Source organism: Streptomyces sp. NPDC086777 (assembly GCF_040702065.1).
Classification (GTDB): Bacteria; Actinomycetota; Actinomycetes; order Streptomycetales; family Streptomycetaceae; genus Streptomyces.
Window position 1 is genome coordinate 106297 of record NZ_JBFBJI010000025.1, and the last position, 19997, is coordinate 126293.

The window sequence follows — 19997 nt, forward strand, 5'->3', positions numbered from 1 at the left end:
GCCTCGTGCACTCAAAGTAATCCTACGATCACTGCTCCAGCCACGGCGATCCCGGAAACGCCACCATTCGCCACCCCTTCGAATGAACTCACGATGCCCTTGGCGCGATTCACTTGACATAGGACGGCCGGGAGTAGGCGGAGCGGTGCACGCGGGGGCGCATGTCCCCAGGTGCACCACCCGGGGAGCTTCAAAGCGCTGCCATGACCTTGCGAGCCGCAGGGAAAGCGGAGCCGTAGCGTCACGTTCCGTTTCCGTCCCGTTCCGTGTCGTAACCACCGGCGCGCCGGACCCGTTGGAGGGGGCATGGGCTTCACGATCGGCGGCATTCGCGAGATCCGCTCCGGCACACGCCGGCGAGGTCGTTCATCGGACTGCACCGCCGTCGCCGAGTTCACCGGACTGTGGGGCTGGGACGTGGTGCCCGGCGCCCGGGCCGCGGCCGGGGCATGCTCCTGCGGCCGGGCCGGCTGTCCCGCGCCGGGAGCGCATCCACTGGACTTCGCACCCCAGGTGCCCGCGGGCGCCACGCTCGACGAGGTCACCAAGGCCTGGGGCGAGTTCCCGGGCGCCGCGGTGATGCTCCCGGTCGGCCGCGCGTTCGACGTGATCGAGGTGGCCGAACCGGCCGGACGCCGCGCCCTGGTCCGCCTGGAGCGCATGGGCCTGCCGCTCGGCCCGGTCACCGCCACCCCGGACGGCCGCGCCCACTTCCTGGTCGCCCCCGGCGCCGCCGCCGAACTCCCCGCGCTGCTGTACCGCATGGGCTGGGACGACCCGACATCCCTGGACCTGCGCGGCCTCGGCACGGGCACGTACGTCACCGCCCCGCCCTCCGACCGGGGCGGCCTGGGCCCGGTGCGCTGGCTGTGCCCGCCGGCGCTGGACTCGGCGACCAGGCTCCCGGCGGCGCGGCTGCTGCTGGGCACCCTGGCCTACGTGGCGCACCGGTCGCGGGCATAACCGCGGAGGTCAGCCGGTACGCCGAAGCGCCCGCCCCCGGCCGTGTCTCGGGGATCGGGCGCTTCTCCGCGCTCTCGGGTGGGTGAATTGACCCGGGTCACTCCCCGATAAGGGCGTCAACGAACGCCTCCGGCTCGAACGGCGCCAGGTCGTCCGCGCCCTCGCCCAGGCCGATGAGCTTCACGGGGACGCCCAGCTCGCGCTGGACCGCGATCACGATGCCGCCCTTGGCGGTGCCGTCCAGCTTGGTGAGGACGATGCCGGTGATGTCGACGACCTCGGCGAAGACCCGGGCCTGGACGAGGCCGTTCTGCCCGGTGGTGGCGTCGAGGACGAGCAGCACCTCGTCCAGCGGCGCGTGCTTCTCCACGACCCGCTTGACCTTGCCCAGCTCGTCCATGAGGCCGGTCTTGGTGTGGAGGCGCCCGGCGGTGTCGATCAGCACGACGTCCACCCCCATCTCCTTGCCCTCCTTCACCGCGTCGAAGGCGACGGAGGCGGGGTCACCGGCCTCGGGGCCGCGTACGGTGTGGGCACCGACGCGCTCGCCCCAGGTCTGGAGCTGGTCCGCGGCGGCGGCCCGGAAGGTGTCGGCGGCACCGAGCACGACCGTACGGCCGTCGGCGACGAGGACGCGGGCGAGCTTGCCGGTGGTGGTGGTCTTGCCGGTGCCATTGACGCCGACGACCATCACGATGCCCGGCTTGCGGTCGGCGGGCTCGGTCTTCACCTCACGGTCGAGGTCGGTGCCGACCAGCCTGAGCAGCTCCTCGCGAAGCAGGCCGCGAAGCTCCTGGGGGGTGCGGGTGCCGAGCACCTTCACGCGCTCGCGCAGCCGGTCGACCAGCTCGGTGGTGGGCTGCACGCCGACGTCGGCGGTGAGCAGGGTGTCCTCGATCTCCTCCCACGTCTCGTCGTCGAGGTGCTCGCGCGAGAGCAGCGCGAGCAGCCCCTTGCCGAGCGCGGTCTGCGACCGGGAGAGCCTGGCGCGCAGCCGGACCAGCCGGCCGGCGGTGGGCTCGGGGATCTCGATCTCGGGCGCTTCGACCGCGGGGGGCTCTTCGACGGCGACGGGAGCCGAGCCGTCGGGGAGGTCGACCTCCTCTATCGTCCGGCGCGGTTCGTCGCGCGGCGTCTCGGCCTCGTCGCCGACGTGCGGCTCGGCCGGGGGTGCGGTGATGTCGGGCGCGGCGGGGGGCGGCGGGGGCAGCGACTTCTTGCGCCGGCTGCCGACGACGAGCCCGCCGAGCGCGCCGAGCACGACTACGGCGATGACTACAGCAAGGATGACGGTTTCCATAACCCGACCAGTATCCATCCCTCCCCCGCGGCCGACTTTGCTCCCTCGCGCGGGAGTTTCCGGACGATCCTCCGAAGCCGGATATCCCTTTTGAGGGTATTAGTCGGTCTAACGTACGATGACTGCCTATGAGCACCACCGCCCACCACGCTGGCGCGCTCGAACATCTCGAAGAGTCGCTGGAGCACCACGGCCTCGAAACCCGGGGCATCGAGCCGGTGCCGGACTCCGAGCGCACCGGCACACCCCGTGGTCTGCTCCCCACCTGGATCGCCGCCAACATCACCGTCCTGCTGGTGACCGTGGGCGCGAGCCTGGCGGTGTCGTTCGGGCTGAACTTCTGGCAGTCCCTGGTGGTCGGCATCGTGGCGCCGGTCGTGTCGTACGGCCTCGTCGGGGTCGTCGGCATCGCGGGCAGGCGCGGCGGGGCACCGGGGATGGCGCTCTCCCGGGCGGTCTTCGGGCAGCGCGGCAACCTGCTCCCGGGCGCGGTGATCTGGGTGGCGCGCTGGGGCTGGGAGACGATCAACGCGGTGACCGGCGCCTACGCCCTGCTGACCGTCCTCGACGTGCTGTTCGGGATCAGGCGGAACACCGTCCTGGTCGTCGTCACGCTGGTCCTCTTCGTGATCGCCACGTTCGCGATCTCGGGCATGGGCATCAGGGCGGTGCGGTACTGCAACCGGTGGGCGACCTGGCTGTTCGGCGCCTTCTCGCTGCTGGTCCTCGGACGGCTGATCGCGACGACGGACTGGGGCAGGGTGTTTGGGCAGCCGGCCGGCTCCGCGGCCGCGATGGTCACCGGGGCCGGGCTGATCGCGGCGGGCGGGATGAGCTGGGCGCCGACCGCGCCGGACTTCACGCGGTACCTGCCGGGTACGGCGTCCTCGGCGGCGATCGTGCGCAACACCGTCGGCGGTGCCGGGATCGTCGTACTCCCCCTGGTCCTGATGGGCGCGGTGACGGCCTCCGCCTCCCCGGGCCTCGCCACGACGGCCGACCCGGTCTCCTTCCTCGGCGAGATCCTGCCCCGCTGGCTGGCGGTGCCCTATCTCCTGGTCGCGCTGGCCGGGATGCTGCTGATCAACGCGATGTCGATGTACTCGGCGGGCTTCACCGCGCAGACGCTGGGTCTCCGGATCCCCCGGCACTGGGCGGTCTCCGTCAACGCGGTCATCTCGCTGGCCCTCGGGGCCGTCCTGATGCTGGCGGCGACCTCGTTCACGGCCTCCTTCATCGCCTTCCTGTCACTGCTGGCGGTGGCGTTCGCGGCGTGGGTGGGGGTCTTCGGGGCCGACATGCTCCGCCGCCGGGAGTACGACGCCACGGCCCTCCTCGACACCACGCGCACCAGCGCCTACTGGTACCGGGCGGGCTTCTCCCCCGCCGCCGTCACGGCCTGGGCGCTCGGCCTGGCGACCGGCCTGCTCCTCACCGCGTGCGACTGGTTCACCGGCCCGCTCGCCGCGAACAACCCCGTCGGCCGCTACGGCCTCGGCTGGATCGCGACGATCGCCGTCTCAGGGCTGCTGTACGCGGTGCTGCCGAAGCCGGCGGTGGTACCGGCGGCGGCCGGTGAGCCCACACCTCTGGCTGTCTGACGCACCGTCAGCTACTGTCCCCGCACACCCGCCCGGCCAGCCAAGGTGAAGGGGAACTCCCATGCCCGTCTCGGTCGTCCGCTTCAACCTCGTCGAGCCCGGCGCCTCCCCGGCCGCGCTGGGCGCCCGGTACCGAGCGGCCCTCGACATGGCCGCGTACGCCGACGAGCACGGGGTCACCACCGTGCAGACCGAGGAGCACCACGGCGTCGACAACAACTGGCTGCCGTCGCCGTTCGTCTTCGCGGGCGCGGTGTTCGGGGCGACCCGGACCATCGCGGTGACCGTGTCGGCGGTGATCGGCCCGCTGCACGACCCGCTGCGGCTGGCGGAGGACATCGCGGTCCTCGACCTGCTCAGCGGGGGCCGGCTGGTGACGGTGGCCGGGATCGGCTACCGGCCCGAGGAGTACGCGCTGTTCGACGTGGACTGGAAGCGACGGGGGCGGCTGCAGGACGAGCTGCTGGAGACCCTGCTGAAGGCGTGGACCGGGGAGGAGTTCGAGTACCGGGGCCGCACGGTACGGGTCACGCCCCGCCCGCTCACCGACCCCCACCCCCTGCTCCTGGTCGGCGGCTCCTCCAAGGCCGCCGCCCGCAGGGCCGCCCGGCTCGGCCTGCCGTTCTTCCCCAGCGCGCACCTGCCGGAGCTGGAGGCCTACTACAAGGAGCGGCTCACCGAGTACGGCACGGAGGGCTGGACGATGATGCCCACGGCCGAGACCCCGCTGCTGCACATCGCCGAGGACCCGGACCGGGCGTGGGCGGACTACGGCGAGCACTTCCTGCACGAGGCGAGGACGTACGCGTCCTGGCAGTCCGGCGACATCCACTCGGCGGTGCGGTCGGCGGCCACGACGGTGGCGGAGCTCCGCGCGGAGGGCGTCTACCGGATCCTCACCCCGCAGGAGTGCGTGAAGGCGGGACTGGACAACCTGGTGCTGCATCCGCTTGCGGGCGGGATGCCGGTGGCGGAGGGATGGCGGAGCCTGCGGTTGTTCGCGGAGGCCGTGCTTCCGGCGCTGCCGGCGTAGCGGGGGCCAGGCGCGCCGACGGGTGGGTGCGGAAGGGTCCGACACCGCCGGCCAGCACCGCCGGGGCTGGCCGCCGTCGCGGCGGAGAGAAGCGGTGCGGCCGAGAGAAGCGGTGCGGCCGAGAGAGGTGGTGCGGCGGAGCTGTCCGCACGACACGCCGCTGCCACCGTGAACGGCACCGCCGGCCAGCACCGCCGGGGCTGGCCGCCGTCGCGGCGGAGAGAAGCGGCGCGGCGGAGAGAAGCGGTGCGGCCGGTCTGGAAACGGGGAGCCCCGTGCGGCTCCGTGTTTCTCGATGCTTCTCGGCCGGCCGCGGAACTCCCGGTCGGCGCGACGGACCGCCGCCCCGCCCGGGCAGTGACCGGGCGGGGCGGCGGAGGATACGAGGAGAGGGGCAGCGGGGACTTGGCCCTTCTCCCCGAGCCGGGGGGCTGGCTCAGCCCATCTCCTCCAGGGACTTGCCCTTCGTCTCCTTGACGAACTTGAGGACGAACGGGATGGAGAGGGCCGCGAAGACCGTGTAGATCACGTAGGTGCCGGAGAGGTTCCAGTCGGCCAGCGACGGGAAGCTCGCGGTGATGGCCCAGTTGGCGATCCACTGCGCGGCGGCGGCCACGCCCAGGGCGGCGGCGCGGATCCGGTTCGGGAACATCTCGCCGAGGAAGACCCAGACGACGACACCCCAGGACAGGGCGAAGAAGAGGACGAAGATGTGGGCGGCGACCAGGGCGGTCCAGCCCTGCGTGGACGGCAGCTTGCCGTCCACGAGGTGGTACGAGAACGCCCAGGCCTCCAGCGCCAGACCGACGACCATGCCGACCGAGCCGATGAGGGCCAGCGGCTTGCGGCCGATGCGGTCGACGAAGATCATCGCGATCACGGTGCCGATGATGTTGATGATCGACGTCGTGAAGGAGTAGAAGAACGAGTCCGTCGGGTCCACGCCGACCGACTGCCACAGCGTGGAGGAGTAGTAGAACGCCACGTTGATGCCGACGAACTGCTGGAAGACCGACAGGCCGATACCGACCCAGACGATCGGCTTGAAGTAGAAGGAGCCGCCGAGCAGGTCCTTGAACGTGGACCTGTGCTCGCTCTTCATCGCGTGCTCGATCTCGGCGACCCGGGCGTCCAGGTCGACGCTCTCGCCCTCGACCTCTTCGAGGATCGCGCGGGCACGCTCACGCTTGCCGACGGAGAGCAGGAAGCGCGGGGACTCGGGGATCGCGAAGGAGAGCAGGCCGTACAGGACGGCCGGGATCACCATGACGCCGAGCATGACCTGCCAGGCCTCCAGGCCCATCAGCTTGCCGCGCTGGTTGCCGCCGGCGGCGTTCAGCAGACCCCAGTTGACCAGCTGCGAGATGGCGATGCCGACGACGATCGCGGCCTGCTGGAAGGAGCCGAGACGGCCGCGGTAGGCGGGCGGGGCGACCTCGGCGATGTAGGCGGGGCCGATGACGGAGGCCATGCCGATGGCGAAGCCGCCGATGATCCGCCAGAAGGCGAGGTCCCACAGCGCGAACGGCAGCGCGGAACCGACGGCGCTGATGGTGAACAGCACGGCCGCGATCTGCATGCACCGGATGCGGCCGATCCGGTCGGCTATGCGGCCGGCGGTCGCGGCACCGATGGCGCAGCCGATCAGGGCGATGGCGATGACCTGGGCGAGGGCCGCGGACCCGACGTCGTAACGGCTGCGGATGGCCTCGACGGCGCCGTTGATGACGGAACTGTCGTAGCCGAAGAGGAAACCACCCATCGCGGCCGCCGCCGCGATGAAGATGACATGCCCGAGGTGATCGGGGTGAGCCGTCCCGGCTCCTGACTGGGGTGCCTGCGCAGTGCTGGTCACAAGAAACTCCTCGGGCCACCCGGCAACGCCGCCGGGGGTGGGGGTGAGCCCTCTCAGGTCTAAGTGGCACACATCTCCACACCGCTCACACCTGAAGGTAAAAGCAACGTTGCAGAGACTATGCCTTCAAGTTTCGAAGTCAATACCGGGTGACGTGTGAAGTTGCAGATACCACGCAACGAAGTTGTGTTCACCTCTTGAAGAAGAGACGAAGGTATAGCGCCCCAAGAGGCGCGGGGAAGTGCGCGACCAGCCACAACGGCGCCGCACCCGGATCCGGCGGCGAGGCCCCGGCCTCAGCGCAGCCGCTGGCTGATGACCTTCGACACACCGTCACCCTGCATGGAGACGCCGTACAGCGCGTCGGCGACCTCCATCGTCCGCTTCTGGTGCGTGATCACGATGAGCTGGGACGACTCCTGGAGCTCCTGCATGATGCGGATCAGCCGCTGCAGGTTGGTGTCGTCCAGGGCCGCCTCGACCTCGTCCATGACGTAGAACGGGCTGGGGCGCGCCTTGAAGATCGACACCAGCATCGCGACCGCGGTCAGCGAGCGTTCGCCACCGGACAGCAGGGAGAGCCGCTTGACCTTCTTGCCCGGCGGCCGGGCCTCGACGTCCACGCCCGTGGTGAGCATGTTGTCGGGGTCGGTGAGGATCAGCCGCCCCTCGCCGCCAGGGAACAGCCGGCTGAAGACGCCCTCGAACTCCCTCGCCGTGTCCCGGTACGCCTCGGTGAAGACCTGCTCGACGCGCTCGTCGACCTCCTTGACGACCTGGAGCAGGTCGGCGCGGGTCTTCTTCAGGTCCTCCAGCTGCTCGCTGAGGAACTTGTGCCGTTCCTCGAGTGCCGCGAACTCCTCCAGGGCCAGCGGGTTGACCTTGCCGAGCTGCTGGTAGGCCCGCTCGGCCGCCTTGAGGCGGCGCTCCTGCTCGGCCCGGTGGAAGGACTTCGGCTGGTTGCGCGGGTGCTCGGGGTCGTCCGGCAGCACCTCGCCCTCGGCGGGGGGCGAGGGGGGCACGAGCTGATGCGGACCGTACTCGTCGACGAGCCCCGCCGGTTCGACACCGAGCTCCTCCAGCGCCTTGGTCTCCAGCTGCTCGATCCGCAGCCGCTTCTCGGCGCCGAGTACCTCGCCCCGGTGAACTGAATCCGTGAGTTTGTCGAGCTCCGCCTTGAGGTCGCGGCCGGCGGTGCGGGCGGCGGCCAGCTCCTGCTCGCGGCGGGCCTTCGCGGCCTCGGCCGCGGCACGTTCCCGCTCCGCCCGGCCGACGGAGACCTCGACGTGCGCGAGCAGCTGCCGCGCACCGGCGGCGACGGCCTCGGCGACCGCGGCCTCGTGGCGCAGCCGGGCCCGGCGCTGTTCGGCACGCGCGCGTGCCTCGCGTTCGGCGCGGGCGGCGCGGTCGAGGGAGTCGGCGCGGCCGGCGAGCCCCTTGACCCGCTCCTCGTGGGTGCGGACCTGGAGGCGGGCCTCCATCTCGGTCTGGCGGGCGTTGGCGCCGTCGGCGGCGAGGCGGTCGCGGGCCGAGGTGTCGGGCTCCTCCTCGACGGGCATCTCCTCGGCCACGGCGAGCCGCTCGGCGAGGATCTCGACCTCCTCGAGTGCCCTGTCGAGGGAGTCCTGGGCGCGGGCGGCGGCGGCCGTGGACCGTTCCGCCTCGCCCGCCGCGCCGCGCGCCTGTCCGGCGAGGCGGCCGAGCTGCTGGGCCACGGCCGACTTCTCGCGGTCGGCGGCGCGGCGCCGCTCGCCCAGCTCGTCGACGAGTGCCGCGCACTCCTTGCGGTGCGCCTGGGCCGACTGCTGGGCGTCGGACAGCTCCTCGCAGCGGACGGCGAGTTCTTCCAGCTCGGCGGCGGCCTCGTCCACGGAGGCCTGTACCTCCAGCAGGCTGGGGGCGCCGGCGGAGCCGCCGTGGGCGAAGTGGGCGCCGAGGAGGTCGCCTTCGGTGGTGACGGCGGTGAGGTGCGGGTGGCGGTAGACCAGGTCCTCGGCGGTTTCGAGGTCCTCGACGACGACGATGTCCTTGAGAAGGCGTCGTACGGCGGGCATCAGGTCGGACGGACCCCGCACCAGGTCGGCCGCGACATGCCCTGACGGGGGTGCCGTGGGGGGTCGGTGGTCGGGTGCGGCGCCGTCGGGGGTGCTCGCGCCGTTCCCCGCGCCCCCATAGGGCGGCGCCCCAGCAGCAGCGTCCTCGGCTGCGGGTGCGTCGTGGCTGCTCGCGCCGTTCCCCGCGCCCCTTTGGGGCGCTGCCGTGTGGGGCGATGCAGACGGGGGGGTCTCGGGAGTTCCCGCGAGCAGCAGGGCCGCCCGGCCGCCGTCCTGTTTGCGGAGGAGGCGGATGGCGTCGGCCGCCGAGGCGGGGGTGGTCACCGCGATCGCGTCCGCCGCCGTGCCGAAAGCCGCTGCCAGGGCGACCTCGTGGCCCGGGGTCACCGTGAGCAGTTCCGCCGCCGGGCCCAGGATGCCGGTGAGGCGGTCGCGGGCGCCGAGCAGTATGCCGGTGCCGTCCTTGCGGCGCAGGCCCAGGGCCAGCGCCTCGTGGCGGGCCTGGGTCGCGGCACGTCTGCGCTCCGCCGCCGTGACGGCCTCGCGGGCCGCGGTCAGGGCCGCCTCCGCCTCGGCGAGCCGGTGCTTGGCCTGGTCGTGCTGTTCGGCGAGTTCCTCGTCGCCCGCGTCGAGGCCGTCGACCTCGGCCTTCAGCGCCTCGTACTCCTCCTGCGCCGAGACCGCCCGTTCCTGGGCCTCGTCGCGGGCGGCGGCCAGCCGGTCGATCTCGGCCTGGGCGGACGCGGCACGGGAGCGGGCCGCACCCACCTGGCCGTTCAGCCGGGCCAGGCTCTCGCGGCGGTCGGCGATGGAGCGGGCCACGTCCTTCAGGCGCCGTTCCTCGAGGGCCAGTGCGCGCTCCAGCTCGGCGCGGTGGGCGACGGTGTCGTCCAGGGCGTGCTGGGCCGCCTCCAGGGAGGCCTCCAGCTCGGCCTCCTGCTCACGGATGCGGTGGGCCTCGCGCTCCATGTCCTCGGGGTCGCGGCCGCGCCGTTCCTCGGGGGGCGTGGAGGTGGCGCTCTTCACGCGGGCGTCGGCGAGCGAGATGGTGCCGCGGACCCGCTCGGCGAGCTGGGACAGCTCGTACCAGGTCTGCTGGGCCCGCTGCAGGCGAGGGGTGAGGCGCCGTACCTCGTCCTCCAGGAGTGCCTCGCGCTGGAGGGCCTTCTTCAGCTCCTGCTCGGCGGCCTCCTTGCGTTCCTTGAGGGCGGCCTCGTCGGCGACCTCGGTCTGGAGTGCCTGGCGGAGGCGGACGAGGTCGTCGGCGAGCAGGCGCAGTCGGGCGTCGCGCAGGTCGGCCTGGATGACAGCGGCCCGGCGGGCGACCGCGGCCTGGCGGCCGAGGGGCTTGAGCTGGCGGCGGAGTTCGTCGGTCAGGTCCTGCACGCGCGCGAGGTTGGCCTGCATCGCGTCCAGCTTGCGCAGCGCCTTCTCCTTGCGCTTGCGGTGCTTGAGGACGCCGGCCGCCTCCTCGATGAAGGCGCGGCGGCCCATGGGGTCCGCGTGCAGGACGGAGTCGAGCTGGCCCTGGCCGACGATGACGTGCATCTCGCGGCCGATGCCGGAGTCGGAGAGGAGTTCCTGGATGTCCAGGAGGCGGCAGGTGTCGCCGTTGATCTGGTACTCGCTGCCGCCGTTGCGGAACATGATCCGCGTGATGGTGACCTCGGCGTACTCGATGGGCAGCGCGCCGTCGGAGTTGTCGATGGTCAGGGACACCTCGGCGCGGCCCAGCGGGGGACGCCCGGTGGTGCCGGCGAAGATGACGTCCTCCATCTTGCCGCCGCGCAGCGACTTCGCGCTGTGTTCGCCCATGACCCAGGTGAGCGCGTCCACCACATTGGACTTGCCCGAGCCGTTCGGACCGACGACGCACGTGATCCCCGGCTCGAACCGGAGCGTGGTCGCCGAGGCGAACGACTTGAACCCGCGCAGGGTCAGGGCCTTGAGGTGCACGCCGTCGGACTCTACCCGGCGCCGCTACCGCACTCCACGACCCCTCGCAACCTCGCGGTTTCGCGCATGAACATGCAGGGCACACCAGACGTTAAAGAAGATGAAAGGATGCGCGGGGCTGGAACGGGGGGCGGGAGCGGGAACGCAAGAAAGAAGGGACGCCGGGGCGTCCCTTGCAAATCTTGACAACTTAAGCGGTTGAAAGGGCTGCCCAACCGCCGCATGTGCTGTTGTGGAGCGATGCAGCGATCAGGTGAGCGCAGGCTCCGCCTGGTTTGCGTCGATGCTCTCCATGATCCTGTCGGGAGAAGCGGCAGCCGTCAGCGCGTCGTTCTCGGCCTGGATCCGCACGAGCTCGGATTCGAGGTCCTGGACACGCTGCTGGAGCCGTCGCATCTCGGCGAGGAGTCGCGGGTCGGAGCCGCCGACGTAACCGAGAAGCGCCTTTGCCATGATGGATGGTCCTCCACACTGAGTGACCGACCGAAGCGGTGTGGGTCGTGAGGGATTCGCACCCGCGGTGCTTGACACATACGAGTGTTTCTCGACTGTTGCGCCATGCCAAACAGCTCAGGTGCGCGGGGCTTTCAGCGTCTCACCAAAAAGTTTGACGGTCAACACGATCACGCCCCGTATTGGCGGGCGAACCCGTGGTCGGGCGGCCCTGACCGGGCGGCGCAGCGACTCCCGCGGGGCCCTCAGGGCGTGGCGATCATCTGTAAGTCCGGAGCCTGCCACGACCCGTGGTTCTTGGCAACCACCAGGCCATTTCCGCTCGGGGCACATGCCGGTGGCAGTTCGCTCCGCTTTCGGCCGCGCCCCGCACAGCGCGGACTCAGCGGATGGCGAAGCCGTCGTAGCCGCCTCGGGGTGTGTCCCAGATCTCGGTGACACCCTCCACCCGCCCGGGCGTGTCACTGCCCTGGAGCCAGTCGAGCAGCCCTTCGCAGCCCACCCGGGAACCCTCCGCCACCACCTGGACGCGGCCGTCCCCCAAATTGAGAGCAAAACCACTCAGGCCCCCGATCTCCAGCGCCTTGGCCCGCGTGAACCAGCGGAATCCCACGCCCTGTACCCGTCCACGGACCCAGGCGACCAGTCGCACTTCCTCGCTCATGGGTGCAACCTAACCGGCCAATGTCACTCGGGGTACTCCCTCGTTCGGCGGCATGCGGTACCGTCCCCACCCAACGAATCTCATATGAAACTCACTCGATCGGGTGAGCCTGGTTGACCAGAAGGAGTCATGGGCCTCAGCGGCCCTGGTCGACCCGACCGTGAGGACGAGGGAAGAGGGCAAGGACATGGGACGCCACCGACGCCACGCCGCCGGCCGCGCCGCCACGGGCCACGCCACGGGGGTCACGGAGCACGACGGCTCGTTCCCGGGCGGCCACGACCCGCAGGACTCGTACGCGGCCCTCCGCTACGGCACGGGCACGGCGGCCTACCTGCGCGATGAGGAGTACGCCGACACCAACGCGCGCAGCTCGGCCTACCTGTTCGCATCCGAGGACGACTACGCCCGCTTCATGAACACCACCGAGTTCCCGGTCGAGGAGTTCACCGCCTCCCGCGGCTCCTCGGGCGGCGGGCACCGGCGCCGCAAGAAGCCGGGGCGGCCCGTGGCCACCGGCCTGCTCGGGGTCTCCGCCGCGGTCGCCATCGGCACCGTCGCGGTGGCCACCGGCCTGGTGCCCGGTCTGGAGAACTACAAGCTCGGTGGTCGCAGCAGCACGACCGGCGGCGAGCGGGTGCAGGCCGACGGCGTGCCCAGCAACACGGCCGCCGAGCAGGGCGGCACCTCCGGCAGCGCCGAGAGCCGCGGCACCGGCTCCTCGACCAGCCGCGACAGCCGGCGCTCCGCCTCACAGTCCGCGTCGACGTCCCCCTCGCAGTCCGCCTCGCAGTCCGCCTCGGCCTCGGCCTCCGACTCCGACTCCCCCACCCCGACGAAGACGGCGACCGAGAAGCCGACGGCCACCGCGACGCCGTCCAAGAAGGCGACGGTCACCCCGAGCAGGACGGCGACCATGGCGCCGGTGAAGACCGCCGCGCCGGTCACCTCCTCCGAGGAGGCGGTCGTCGAGGCCGAGGTGCTGAAACTGGTGAACGAGGAGCGGGCCAAGGTCGGCTGCAGCGCGCTGTCCGCGAGCTCGTCGCTGACCAAGCTGGCCGAGGGGTTCAGCGACGACATGGCCGCGCGGAACTTCTTCGACCACACCGACCCGGACGGCAAGACGCCGTGGGACCGGGCCGCGGCGGCCGGGATATCCAACCTCGGCGGCGAGAACATAGCCCGGGGCCAGGCCACCGCCCAGGCCGTCATGGACGCCTGGATGAACAGCGAGGGCCACCGCGCCAACATCCTGAACTGCGACTTCAAGACCCTCGGGGTCGGCGTCCACTTCGGCGAGGGCGGCCCCTGGTGGACGCAGGACTTCGGCTACTGAGATAACCGCAGGTCACAGACCTAAGAGCCGTCCGGGGCCGTCTCCGGGCAGTCAGCCGAGGGTTCTTCTGGGAAGACACGGTCCGCGGCGGCCCGGGTGCGATCTCCGCTCGACGGCATCAGGTGGGTGTACGTCCGCAGCGTGAACCCGGGGTCGTGATGACCGAGGTACTCGCTGAGTGCCTCGATGCTCTCCCCCGCGTCCAGGAGCACCGACGCGTAGAAGTGCCGTAGCGCGTGCATTCCGTTGTCGCGCCCCGTCGCGACCCCAGCGGCCCGAAGCGCCGGCCGCCAGACTCGATCGTTGAAGCAGTTGCTGTCGAGCGACAGTCCCGCGGGACCGGTGAAGAACAGCGACGCCGTCACGGGCGGGCCGTCGAGGTTCTTCCACGGCAGGGTGACCCGCACGGCCGGGCAATGCTTCAGGTGCTCGGCCAGCGCGCGAGCAACAGAGGCAGGCAGCGGCACGTCCCGCTCTTTGCCGCCCTTCGGCGGCGCGAAGACCGGCCTGTGCGTCCTCAACAGCGTGACTTGTCGCACCACGTGGACCGTTCCGTTGGCGAAGTCCACGTCTTCCACGGCCAAGCCGAAGGTCTCCCCCTGCCTCAACCCACAGCCAGCGGCAAGGTTGACGAGAGCGGCGTAGGCTCCGGGAGCTGCGCGCGGACCGCCATCAGCTGTTCGGCAGACCAGGGCTTCACCTTGCGCGGCTCAAGTGCCCGCGCGAGGCGCGGGCTGGCCCCTGGGGCCCGGCCCCCCACACGCCTTCGGCGCAGGGGGCCGACCCCTGGGGCCGCAGCGAACTAGGGCCCACGAGTCGGGTACCGCTCAAAGCGCCGACGGGGGCCGGTCGACTCCGAGACTTCAGGCAGCCACCATGGGGCGAGCCTCGAAGATCATGGCCCTGACGTCGTGCTTTACCGGGCAGGTCCACAGACTGCCCGACGCGCCGGAAGCCTACAGGGCCATGATCACTCGCCCCATGGCAGCTCCGGCTCAAAGTCTCGGAGCCAACCTCTCGCCGCTTCCCGCTCTCCGCCCGTCACTTCCCCAAACTCGCTTTATACGTTCAGGGTTGAGGCTATTGTCCCACCATGGTGCCGCCGGAGGACTTCTTCAGCGTGATCTCACAGGTCATCCCAGCTCTGCTGGTCGTGGTGATTGTTGAACAAGCACTGTTCTTAGGCCCGGTTGGCCAGGCTGCTTCGAGTGACCCGGCGGTTCAAGTGCGCCACAGGAGAATGCTGCGAGTCACGGCCGCCGGTCTGGCGATTGGGACTCTAGGTGAGGCTTCGGCACTACTCGCCGTGGCTTACGGAGGAACCCTGTGGGCTGCCGTACTGGTCTGGATATCGCTGTCGGCGCTCGCTCTGGTGATCGGATTCCCAGTGGCAGAGCGGCTATGGCGCGACTACCGCGCCCTGCCGGGTACCGGCTGGTGGAACAGCATCGAGCGAGTACTTGTCCCCCTCCTCGCAGGAGGCGCAACACTACTGGGCGCAGCGGCGATGGTCTTCGCCCACAAGTACTAGCCCGCCATGAGCCATGTCACCCACCTCGGCATAGGCACCAACAGTGATGGCGATATCTGAATCCCCTCACCAGGTGCTCGGGGTGGCTCCAGAGTTGCTCGGCTCGATTCCCCAGACAAAGCTGCACCCTGCAGCCAGCCGCCAAGGGAGAGGCCCCCGGGTGGCCGGCTGCATCGCGGGCGCGCGATTCGACCGTGCGGGCCTCAGCAGTCGTAGCGGTGGGTGTAGGGGGTGTCGGGGCAGTCACGACAGACGAAGAAGTACATGCCGCCGAGGTCGCCCAGGGCCATGTCGTGACCGAACGCGTCGAGGGCGACGGGATCGGCCTCAGCCATCCAGCACGGAGTCGCGGTCTCATCCTTGCTGTAGGCCCAGTCATTCAGAGGGAGCCACCGGCCCATGCCCGGCTCCGTCGCGGTGACGCTGAGCAGGTGTTCCATGCGGGTGCCGCAGCCTGTGCAATCGGGCCAGTCGGGCGGCTGAGTCCACCCCGGGTAGCCTCCGACCTTGCTCTGTTGCGTGGTGGCAACTTCGAAGTAGTCGTAGCCCTTTTCCTCCTTCAGGGCCTCGAACCGCTGAACAAGCAACTCGCTGAGTCCCTCGGGCAGGTCCCAGTTCGGGTACTCCACGGCCGGAGTGGGGGAAACGGTGCACGGGCGAGGCAGGTAGTCCTCGTCCGCGGTATGCGGGCGAGGCGGCTCCCCGGCCATGCCGCCGGCGGCCGTCAGCGCCGCGTTGCGCCAATGGAGCCGCGGGTTGGCAGCGTACTGGTCGTCCTCATGAACGAGCGGGCACCACAGGATCTGCAACAGGTCGGTGCCGGCGGGGAAGACGAGGCCGGGCACATCCCGTGCGTACAGCTGGACTACCGGGACCATCGCGACCGGCTCCGGCCTCACGGGCGGGTCGAGCGGCTTGTAGTGCCCTGGTTCGGCGCACATCGGCCAGGGCTCGTCAGCCGGCCATAGCAGCAGCCCGCCGATAGAACTGTCACCCGGTCCCGGCTGCCCGGCCCGGGGGTAGAGGAGGGTGACATCGCGCGCCGTACCGATCAACTCCGGAAAGACGGCCTCGACATCGCAGGGAAGCGGAGCCAGCGGCCGGGGCCCGGTCGACTGCTCCTCGGCTGTGTCCTGCTGCGCGTTCCCTGGCGGCATGGCGGCTCCTGCTGCTGGTGGTCCTAACGCGCCGACCCTAGCCCGCGCGCGACCCTGCCCAGCAGGGAACGTCACGCTCGCTGAAGATCTCCACTCCGTACAAGGTCGTACCGAATGAGGTGACGAGCACCTTTGGCCGATTCCAAAGATCCCCATCAACAGGCTTCCATTGGCGTGAGCACGCATCCGCTCGGGCCGTCATGGGGCCGTCCGGGGGGTACCTAACGACGACCAACGCCGACAACCACCGACGGCTAAGTCGCAGGTCGCAGCGATGATCGACTACATGACCACAGGTCAGAGAACCGGCCCTTCACCACTTCGGCTACTGAGACAGCCGCAGGCCAGAGACCTGAGAACCCTCCTGCACCGGTCCGGGCCGTCACCCGTCGCTCCCTCGTCCGCGAAGCCCTGACGCTCTCCCCTCTCATCCGGCAACACCGCGTATACCGCGTCGCCGCTTCGGTCTGTAGCGTCTGACCATGCGGAAGCGAGTGACCATCGTTCTCATGGCCTCCCTGGTCGGCGCGGTGGCGATATACGAGATCTACGGCATATCTGCATTCGGGCGCCACGATCGAGAAGCCGCGGCCTATGAGCGGTCGATGCGCAGCGATGCGTTGCAGATCGAGGGGACGAGGGTCATCGCCGGGTCGGCTCATGTGACATCCAGTCCAGGCAACGGTGCCTACTGCTGGCTGATGTCGACCCTGGAGGTGAGCACTCCGCTCACGGTGGGGACGTTCGAGCAGCGCCTGAAAGCCGTTGACAGGGACTACGTGGACGGGAAGATCACCCAGTTCGGAGAACGGGACGGCGACCGCCTGCTCAGGATCGAGACCGGCACGCTGGGGGAGGGTGGGACGCTCGACCTACGGTGCGGTTGAGTGAGGCAGCCCCGTGTGCGACGGCAACCGTGGCCGACTTCTTCGGCTGTCGGTCGGGCTGTCGCACTAACCAACAGTTAGCGCACCCTGTCGGGTTAGCGCTGTGCTCCCGTACGCTGGGTGCATGACCATCACCCAGGACGGCGTCGTGGAGCCGCAGCCTCCGTACGACGTCTTCGCCCGGGACTGCCCCTCGCGTACGACCCTCGAGCACGTCATGGGCCGCTGGGGCGGGCTCACGCTGAGCGCGCTGCACGAGGGGTCGTTCCGGTTCAACGAGCTGCGCCGGCGTGTGGACGGCGTCAGCGAGAAGATGCTCTCCCAGACGCTCCAGGCACTGGAGCGCGACGGCCTGGTGCACCGCGAGGCGCAGCCGACCAACCCGCCGCGCGTCGACTACGAGCTCACCCCGCTCGGCCGCGATGTCGCCGCGCACCTGCTGGCCGTCGTGCACTTCGTGGAGGGCCGGATGGGCGAGGTGCTGGCCGCCCGCGAGCGCTACGACGAGACGCGCGGCGCCCGCTGACACTGCGGGCAGAAGTAGCTGGACCGGTTCATCCAGGGCCGCCTGCGCATCGGCGTACCGCACCGCCGGCAGGGCAGCCCCTCCCGGCCGTAGGCGTCCAGCGACCGGTCGAAGTAGCCGGACTCGCCGTTGACGCTGACGTACAGGCTGTCGAAGCTGGTGCCGCCGACGGCCAGGGCCGCGTTCATCACGTCCCGTACGTGGCCGAGGAGTTCGGCGGTGCGCGGGCGGGTGAAGCCGGCCGTCGGCCGCTCGTAGTGGACGCGGGCCCGCCACAGGGCCTCGTCCGCGTAGATGTTGCCGACCCCGCTGATCAGCGACTGGTCGAGCAGAGCCCTCTTGATGGTGGACCGCTTCCGGCGCAGCGCCTGGTGGAACGCCTCGTCGTCGAACAGCGGGTCGAGAGGGTCGCGGGCGATGTGCGCGATGACCTCCGGCAGTCCGTCGAGCGTGTTGTCGTGCAGCGACAGACCGCCGAAGGTGCGCTGGTCGACGAACCGGAGTTCGGTGCCCAGGCCGTCGCCGAACCGGACGCGGATCCGCAGGTGTTTCTCGTCCGGCGCCTCGTGCGGCTGCACCAGCAGCTGGCCGCTCATGCCGAGGTGCGCGAGGACCGACTGGTTGGTGTCCTCCAGCGGCAGCCACAGGTACTTGCCGCGCCGGCTCGGGGTGCCGATGCGGTGGCCCTTGAGCCGGTGCGTGAAGTCGTCGGCCCCGGCGACGTGCCGCCGTACGGCACGCGGGTGCAGCACCTCGGCCTCGGCCACGACGCGATGGGCGACCCACCGCTCCAGGCCGCGCCGGACGACCTCGACCTCGGGCAGTTCGGGCATCGGGACTCCTGTACGGGACCGTGGACGATCCGAGCGCCCGCCTCCATGGAACGGTGGCGGGCGCTCGGGCTGCGCTGTTCGTCAGGCGGAGGCGGCGGACGACGGCGGACCGTCGTCCTCCTCGGCTTCGGCCTGGGCGGCCTGCTCGGCCGCCCTGGCCTTGGCGCGTTCGTCCGCCGCGGCGCGGATGGCGCGCCAGGCGGACTCGGCGGCCTGCTGCTCCGCCTCCTTCTTGCTGCGGCCGGTGCCGGTGCCGTACGAGACGCCTCCGACGCGGGCGGCAGCAGTGAAGGTCTTCTCGTGATCGGGGCCGGTCTCCGTGACCAGGTACTCGGGCACGCCGAGGCCCTCCGTCGCGGTGAGCTCCTGGAGACTGGTCTTCCAGTCCAGGCCGGCTCCGAGGTTCGAGGACTTCTCGATCAGCGGGTCGAAGAGCCGGTGCACCAGCTCGGACGCCGAGTCGAGGCCCTGGTCGAGATAGACCGCGCCGATCACCGCTTCCAGGGTGTCGGCGAGGATGGACGCCTTGTCCCGGCCGCCCGTGCCCTCTTCACCGCGGCCGAGCCGGATGAAGGAACCCAGGTCGAGACCGCGACCCACCTCCGCGAGCGCACGCGAGTTCACCACCGCGGCCCGGAGCTTGGCCAGCTGGCCCTCGGGCAGGTCCGGGTGGGTGTTGTACAGCGTGTCCGTGACGACGAGGCCGAGGACGGAGTCACCGAGGAACTCCAGCCGCTCGTTCGTCGGCAGGCCGCCGTTCTCGTACGCGTAGGAACGGTGGGTCAGCGCACGCACCAGAAGGGCGGACTCGAGCTTGTAGCCGAGCCGCCCTTCCAGAAGCGTGTGGGACGAGGCCGTGCTGTCCGTCTTCTTCTTGGCGGTTGGGTCCGCCTTGGGCTCATCGCCCTTCTTGGGACTGGACACAGTGCCTCTCACCTGGCCGCTCAGACTTCGAGGACCTGGCGCTTGTTGTAGGTGCCGCAAGACGGGCACGCGATGTGCTGCTGCTTGGGCTCGTGGCAGCGCTCGCACGCAACCAGGGTGGGGACCGCAGCCTTCCACTGCGACCGGCGGTGGCGCGTGTTGCTGCGCGACATCTTCCGCTTCGGAACAGCCACGGCTACTTCTCCTGCTTCTCGTCGACGCCCGCTTCCGCGTCAGCGCCGCTCATCTCGTCCTTCTCGCCGTCCTTCATGGATCCGGCGAGTCCCTGCAAAGCCGCCCAACGAATGTCGACGGCGTCGTGGTGGTGGTCCGGGTCGTCCGTGAGCCGGGCTCCGCACTCGGAGCACAGGCCCAGGCAGTCGTCCTGGCACACCGGCTGCATGGGCAGTGCGAGCACCACCGCATCGCGCAGCACGGGTTCGAGGTCGAACAGGCCGTCCTCGATGAAGAACCTGTCCTCGTCGTCCTCGGCGTCGTCGCCCGGTTCCGCGATCACACGGCCCCGGTCGTCGGCGTCAGGGTACGAGAACAGTTCCTGGAAGTCCGCTTCGAGCTCCTGCCCGACCGGCTCCAGACACCTTACGCACTCCCCCTCGGCCTGTGCACGGGCGGTGCCTGTGACGAGCACACCTTCCATGACCGACTCGAGCCGGAGTTCGAGCTCCACCGGGGCGCCCTGCGGCACTCCGATGACCCCCTTGATCCCGAAGTCCTCGGGAGCGTCGATCGTGCGGGTCAGGCGCTGCAGCGCCCCAGGACGCCGCCCCAGCTCGTGTGTGTCGAACACGAACGGGTTGCGGTGGTCGAGGCGCGCGTGAGGAGCCATTCCTGCTTTCGATCTTCGAGTTCAGAGGGACGCCGTCCGGAGACGACTCCGGGCAGCGTGGATCGCGGACGTAGACG

At 70.5% G+C, this 19997-nt stretch carries 17 protein-coding genes and 1 pseudogene; 7 read left to right on the top strand and 11 right to left on the bottom strand.

Translation table 11 applies throughout. From position 1 onward, the window contains the following. The first annotated feature begins 306 nt into the window (after nt 1–306). Nucleotides 307–963 (top strand): bifunctional DNA primase/polymerase, encoded by a 657-nt coding sequence (locus AB0472_RS30715; protein WP_366361142.1) that lies wholly within the window; start codon nt 307–309, stop codon nt 961–963. A 97-nt stretch (nt 964–1060) separates the two neighbouring features. On the opposite strand, the gene ftsY is transcribed toward AB0472_RS30715, so the two are convergent. Continuing rightward, on the bottom strand, nt 1061–2263 hold the full coding sequence (ftsY, locus tag AB0472_RS30720; RefSeq protein ID WP_366361144.1) for a signal recognition particle-docking protein FtsY: 1203 nt from the start codon (nt 2261–2263) through the stop codon (nt 1061–1063). A gap of 128 nt (nt 2264–2391) precedes the next feature. Between ftsY and AB0472_RS30725 the strand changes: the two genes are divergently transcribed. Next, the gene (locus AB0472_RS30725; RefSeq protein ID WP_366361146.1) at nt 2392–3864 is read left to right on the top strand and encodes a cytosine permease; all 1473 of its coding nucleotides are present in this window, start codon (nt 2392–2394) and stop codon (nt 3862–3864) included. A 61-nt stretch (nt 3865–3925) separates the two neighbouring features. After that, complete coding sequence (locus AB0472_RS30730; RefSeq protein WP_366361148.1) at nt 3926–4897, top strand: LLM class flavin-dependent oxidoreductase; 972 nt, start codon at nt 3926–3928, stop codon at nt 4895–4897. A gap of 436 nt (nt 4898–5333) precedes the next feature. Here the strand turns inward: AB0472_RS30730 and AB0472_RS30735 are convergent, their stop codons facing one another. From AB0472_RS30735 to AB0472_RS30750, 4 genes are all read right to left on the bottom strand, one after another. Beyond that, nucleotides 5334–6752, bottom strand: coding sequence for a sugar porter family MFS transporter (locus AB0472_RS30735; RefSeq protein ID WP_366361150.1), 1419 nt, complete (start codon nt 6750–6752; stop codon nt 5334–5336). Nucleotides 6753–7048: 296 nt separating this feature from the next. Further along, entirely contained in the window at nt 7049–10762 is a 3714-nt protein-coding gene (locus tag AB0472_RS30740) for an AAA family ATPase (protein ID WP_366361152.1), read from the bottom strand. A gap of 249 nt (nt 10763–11011) precedes the next feature. After that, on the bottom strand, nt 11012–11215 hold the full coding sequence (locus tag AB0472_RS30745; RefSeq protein ID WP_093498859.1) for a hypothetical protein: 204 nt from the start codon (nt 11213–11215) through the stop codon (nt 11012–11014). A 382-nt stretch (nt 11216–11597) separates the two neighbouring features. Next, a complete protein-coding gene (locus AB0472_RS30750; protein ID WP_366361154.1) occupies nt 11598–11879 on the bottom strand; it encodes an acylphosphatase in 282 nt (93 codons plus the stop codon). Between the two features lie 187 nt (nt 11880–12066). On the opposite strand from AB0472_RS30750, the gene AB0472_RS30755 reads away from it, so the two are divergent. Then, nucleotides 12067–13215, top strand: coding sequence for a CAP domain-containing protein (locus tag AB0472_RS30755; RefSeq protein ID WP_366361156.1), 1149 nt, complete (start codon nt 12067–12069; stop codon nt 13213–13215). Nucleotides 13216–13235: 20 nt separating this feature from the next. Here the strand turns inward: AB0472_RS30755 and AB0472_RS30760 are convergent. Further along, a pseudogene (locus AB0472_RS30760) lies at nt 13236–13930 on the bottom strand (site-specific integrase); the annotation flags it as partial. Between the two features lie 378 nt (nt 13931–14308). Here AB0472_RS30760 and AB0472_RS30765 point away from each other — a divergent pair. After that, nucleotides 14309–14746, top strand: a complete 438-nt coding sequence (locus AB0472_RS30765; RefSeq protein ID WP_366361158.1) for a hypothetical protein — start codon at nt 14309–14311, stop codon at nt 14744–14746. Between the two features lie 203 nt (nt 14747–14949). Here the strand turns inward: AB0472_RS30765 and AB0472_RS30770 are convergent, their stop codons facing one another. Then, nucleotides 14950–15903 carry a hypothetical protein gene (locus tag AB0472_RS30770; RefSeq protein WP_366361160.1) on the bottom strand — a complete coding sequence of 318 codons (954 nt, stop codon included), beginning with the start codon at nt 15901–15903 and terminating at the stop codon, nt 14950–14952. Between the two features lie 482 nt (nt 15904–16385). Here AB0472_RS30770 and AB0472_RS30775 point away from each other — a divergent pair, with 482 nt between their 5' ends. Next, a complete protein-coding gene (locus tag AB0472_RS30775) occupies nt 16386–16790 on the top strand; it encodes a hypothetical protein (protein WP_366361162.1) in 405 nt (134 codons plus the stop codon). 124 nt (nt 16791–16914) lie between these two features. Further along, entirely contained in the window at nt 16915–17316 is a 402-nt protein-coding gene (locus AB0472_RS30780; protein ID WP_366361164.1) for a helix-turn-helix domain-containing protein, read from the top strand. Here the strand turns inward: AB0472_RS30780 and mutM are convergent. The 4 genes from mutM to AB0472_RS30800 all read right to left on the bottom strand — a co-directional run bounded on the left by mutM (nt 17289) and on the right by AB0472_RS30800 (nt 19920). Next, a complete protein-coding gene (gene mutM, locus AB0472_RS30785) occupies nt 17289–18149 on the bottom strand; it encodes a bifunctional DNA-formamidopyrimidine glycosylase/DNA-(apurinic or apyrimidinic site) lyase (RefSeq protein WP_366361165.1) in 861 nt (286 codons plus the stop codon). The genes AB0472_RS30780 and mutM overlap by 28 nt on opposite strands. 81 nt (nt 18150–18230) lie before the next feature. Further along, nucleotides 18231–19085 (bottom strand): ribonuclease III, encoded by an 855-nt coding sequence (gene rnc / locus AB0472_RS30790; protein ID WP_366361167.1) that lies wholly within the window; start codon nt 19083–19085, stop codon nt 18231–18233. A gap of 8 nt (nt 19086–19093) precedes the next feature. Continuing rightward, nucleotides 19094–19267 (bottom strand): 50S ribosomal protein L32, encoded by a 174-nt coding sequence (gene rpmF, locus AB0472_RS30795; RefSeq protein WP_003951102.1) that lies wholly within the window; start codon nt 19265–19267, stop codon nt 19094–19096. Nucleotides 19268–19269: 2 nt separating this feature from the next. Further along, nucleotides 19270–19920 (bottom strand): YceD family protein, encoded by a 651-nt coding sequence (locus AB0472_RS30800; RefSeq protein ID WP_093498866.1) that lies wholly within the window; start codon nt 19918–19920, stop codon nt 19270–19272. Between the last annotated feature and the right edge of the window lie 77 nt (nt 19921–19997).